Here is a 3766-nt window from a genome sequence, read left to right as displayed (position 1 = left end):
GGTTGGCGACGGTGGCGCCCTGGGCCTCTCCCCAGGACAAGGCGCGGTTCCAGCGTCTCAATTCGGCGGTCAACTCGGTTGCAATATCAATCCTGGGGGTGCGGGATGCGGTCACTTTTGCGACCAGCAGTTTGGCGTCGAAGGCGACGCCATGCATGAAGCAAAACGGGAGTCCGGAACCCGAGGAGCCGCAAGTGCCGGGCCTGTCGTAATGGCGTCGTCCGGCCAATACGGATGCGACGCCGGTGCCATGGCCGTCAGGGTCATTGGCGGCGCCGCTGTCGTCGGTGAGGTCCATGGCGGCCTCGATCTGGCCCTGGAATTCGGGGTGTGCGGCGTCTATGCCGCTGTCCATGACCAATGCCAGCGAACCGGCCCCGGTCCAGCCCCGGCTGTAGGCGGCATCGGCCTTGATGGCGAGCAGGGCGCTCCGGTCTCTTTCGAGACTGGACGAGCCCAGGAATTCGCCGGTTTGCAAGGTCGCGCGCTCCTGGCCCAGCGTAGCCGCGGTGGGAGTACCGATCCTTTCCGCGGCGGGCGTGCCGCCCCCACCACCGCCGCCCCCGCAACTGGCCGCCGCCAGCGCGAGTGCGGCAACGACCGGCCGCCTCGCCGGATGCATCGCGTTACGCTTCGGTCGCATGGCAGAGCGCATGACGAAAATGTTATTTCCCTCGCGGCAACGATTATCGGTTCATGTTAGCACGAATCCCGGTTACGATTACGCGCGGGCGCAGCGGATGCGCGCCCTATTCGTTGGCCGTTGCGGGAGGCGGGCGCAGGGGCGGCACGGAAGGAGTGGAGGAAATGTCCGGAACGCGATCATTGGGCAGCCTGGTACTGGCCTACGAGATGGCACTGCTGTTTCTGTTTATTCTCTCGGGCGCGCTGGGGGCCCTGTCTTACTCTTTCTGGCGCCAGGGCGCCCACGATTCGGCGCGCGTCAACCGTTTGTTGCTGTTGAACGAACAGGCGCGCGGCGCGTTGTCGCGGCAGCTCCAGTTTCTGGTTCGGGCGCGGCTGCTGGAAGACCCCGGCGCCCTCGCAAACTACACCGCCCTGGATCGCCGCCTGGACGAGTTGTTCAACGAGATGCGCCGCAATGCCGGCAGCCGTCCCGAGGACGAGGCGGTGCAGGCGCTGCAACAGCGGTACAGCCTGGCGCAAAAAGACATGAACCAGGTGTTCTCGGATCCGTATGTCGCGCAATCGCGCATCCAAATGCTGAACCCGGGATTCGCCGCGCGCATGGCCGCCGACTTCGATGCCCTGCACCGCCGCTTTCGGCTCTTGTTGCACGAGGAGCGCGAGCGCCTGAGCCGGGACCTCGGCCGCCGGATCGCGGTAGCCGCCGCCCTGTTCCCGGTGCTGCTGGCCGTCGGCGTGGCATTGGTGTGGTTCACCCGCAGGACGCTGGTACGGGATTTCATGCGGCCCATGCGGCGCCTGACCCGGGACGCCGGGCGGGTCAGCGGCGGCGACCTGGAACACCGCTTGCAGGTGGAGGGCGTGCGCGAGGTGGCGCGGCTGGCGCGGGCGTTGAACTACATGTCGGAAGAGTTGGCGCACAGCCGGGACGCGCAGATTCGCAACGAGCGCCAGGCGGCCCTGGGCGCCCTGGTGCCGGTGGTGGCGCACAATATCCGCAATCCCCTGGCCAGCCTGCGGGCGACGGCCCAGGTGCTCGAGGACAGCGACGACAAGGAAGACCGGCAGGAGAGTTGCCGGGCGATCCTGGACACCATAGACCGTCTGGGGCGCTGGGTCAGCGCGCTGGTTTCCTACCTGCATCCCTTGCAGCCGCGGCTGGTCGCTTGCCGCGCCGTTGATTTGCTGGACACTCCGCTCAAGATGCTGGACGACCGGCTGGCCGGCAAGCGCCTGCGGTTGCGCCGCGAGCCGTGGGACCGCGAGTTGCGCCTGCGGGCAGATCCCGACCTCATGGAACAGGCGCTCTACGGGCTGCTGGCCAATGCCGTGGACGCCTCTCCCGAGGGCGGCGAATTGGTGGTGGGAGTCGAGCTCGCAGGGCAGGCGGACGCGCGGCAGGCGCTGCTGCGGATCGAAGACCAGGGCCCCGGCCTGCCCTTCGACCCCGCGCCGGCGGATCTGTCGCCGGGGCCCAGCAGCAAGCGCTTCGGCACGGGGCTGGGCATCCCGGTGGCCTTCAAGATCTGCCAGAGCCACGGCTGGGAGCTGAGCTTCGCCCGCGGTCCGCGGGGCGGCGCCCAGGTGCGGATCGTCGCCTCGGCGGCGGGAGCGGCGGCGTGACGGCAAAAGCAGCGGCGCCCGCCGCCGGTTCCGGGCGCCCTGCCGACCAGCCCCGCCGGGTGTTGATCGTCGAGGACGAAAAAGTGTTCGCCAAGGCCCTGCGCAAGCGCATGGCCAGGAACGGCTTCGTCAGCGAATGCGCCGGCACGTTGCGCGAGGCCGGGGAGGGCCTCCGCGCCTTCGCGCCGGACCTGGTGCTGCTCGACATGCGTTTGCCAGACGGCTCCGGGCTGGAATTTTTGCAGCAACTGCGCGAGCGGCAGGAGGAGGACGCCGCCGGCATCCCGGTGCTGGTGATGTCCGCTTACGGGGAGGTGGAGGACGCCGTGGAGGCGATGAAACTGGGGGCCGCGGACTACCTCAAGAAGCCCTTCGACCTGAACGAGCTGCAAATCCATATCGAGCGGGTATTGAGCCGCGACGAGATGCGCCGCCGGCTGGATTACTCCAGCGCCCGCGAACGCCGGGGGGCCGAACGGGAGGGTCTGCTGGGCGAATCCCCCGCGATGGCCGCGGCGCGCGAGCAGCTGCGCAATATCGCCAGATTGACCCGCGGCGCCGAGGGGCCGCCGCCCACCGTGCTGCTCACCGGCGAGACCGGGGCCGGCAAGGACTTGGCCGCCCGCCTGCTGCATTCTCTGAGCGCGCGGCGGGAGAGCCCCTTCGTGCACGTGGACTGCGCCGCCCTGCCCAAGGATCTGATCGAGGCCGAACTGTTCGGACACGAGAAGGGCGCTTTTACCAGCGCGCATGTCTCCCGCACCGGTCTGATCGAGGCATCGGAGGACGGCGCCTTGTTTCTGGACGAGATCGGCGAGGTGCCGCTGGAGTTGCAGGCCAAGCTGCTGGCGGTGCTGGAGCGGCGCGCGGTGCGGCGGGTGGGCTCCACGCGGGAGCGGCCGGTGGCGTCCTGGTTTATCGCCGCCAGCAACCGCGACCTGATGACCATGGCCGGGGAGGGCAGTTTCCGTTCGGATCTCTACTACCGCTTGAACGTGCTCAACGTGCGCCTGCCCCCGTTGCGCGAGCGCGGCGACGATATCCTGCTGCTGGCGGATCATTTCGCCGGGCGCACCGCCCGCCGCTACGGTCTGTCGTCGGCGCGCTTCGAGTCGGGGACGCGGGAGCGGCTCAAGGATTATCACTGGCCCGGCAACGTGCGCGAATTGCGCCACATGATCGAGCGGGCCGTGTTGTTGGGCAACGGCGTCATAGATGCGGCCGGGCTGGCCCTGCCCGCGGCGGCAGGCGCCGGCGCCGCGCCGCCGGCCGCGGGGGCCGCCCCGGAAGCTGCCCCCGAAGCCGCCGCGCCGCCCCCCTCCGATGCGCCCCCCTCCGATGCGCCTGCCGCCGGCAACACCCTGGACGCGATGGAGCGCAAATTGATTGCGGATGCCCTGGAGCGTAGCGAGGGCAACGTCTCCCGGGCCGCCCGGGAGCTGGGCGTCACGCGCATGACCCTGCGCTACCGCATGCAGAAGCACGGCTTGGATTA

General features: G+C 69.2%; 3 protein-coding genes. 2 read left to right on the top strand and 1 reads right to left on the bottom strand.

All coding sequences use genetic code 11. The annotated features are described in order from the left end of the window. The coding region (locus OXU43_00945; protein MDD9823741.1) for a S8 family serine peptidase at nt 1–622 on the bottom strand (622 nt) is incomplete at its 3' end. Nucleotides 623–807: 185 nt separating this feature from the next. On the opposite strand from OXU43_00945, the gene OXU43_00940 reads away from it, so the two are divergent. Together OXU43_00940 and OXU43_00935 are read left to right on the top strand one after the other, a co-directional pair. Then, nucleotides 808–2271 carry a HAMP domain-containing protein gene (locus OXU43_00940; GenBank protein MDD9823740.1) on the top strand — a complete coding sequence of 488 codons (1464 nt, stop codon included), beginning with the start codon at nt 808–810 and terminating at the stop codon, nt 2269–2271. 110 nt (nt 2272–2381) lie between these two features. Further along, nucleotides 2382–3766 (top strand): sigma-54 dependent transcriptional regulator (locus OXU43_00935; GenBank protein ID MDD9823739.1); only part of this gene is annotated, 1385 nt, incomplete at its 3' end.

The organism is Gammaproteobacteria bacterium (assembly GCA_028817255.1).
In the GTDB taxonomy this organism is placed as follows: domain Bacteria; phylum Pseudomonadota; class Gammaproteobacteria; order Porifericomitales; family Porifericomitaceae; genus Porifericomes; species Porifericomes azotivorans.
The sequence above is the reverse complement of the archived record's forward strand: the minus strand, read 5'-3'. Positions and strand labels throughout refer to the sequence as shown.

Excerpts from the sequence above, each read along its gene's own strand:
- OXU43_00940 (MDD9823740.1), top strand. The coding sequence starts at position 808 with ATGTCCGGAACGCGATCATTGGGCAGCCTGGTACTGGCCTACGAGATG.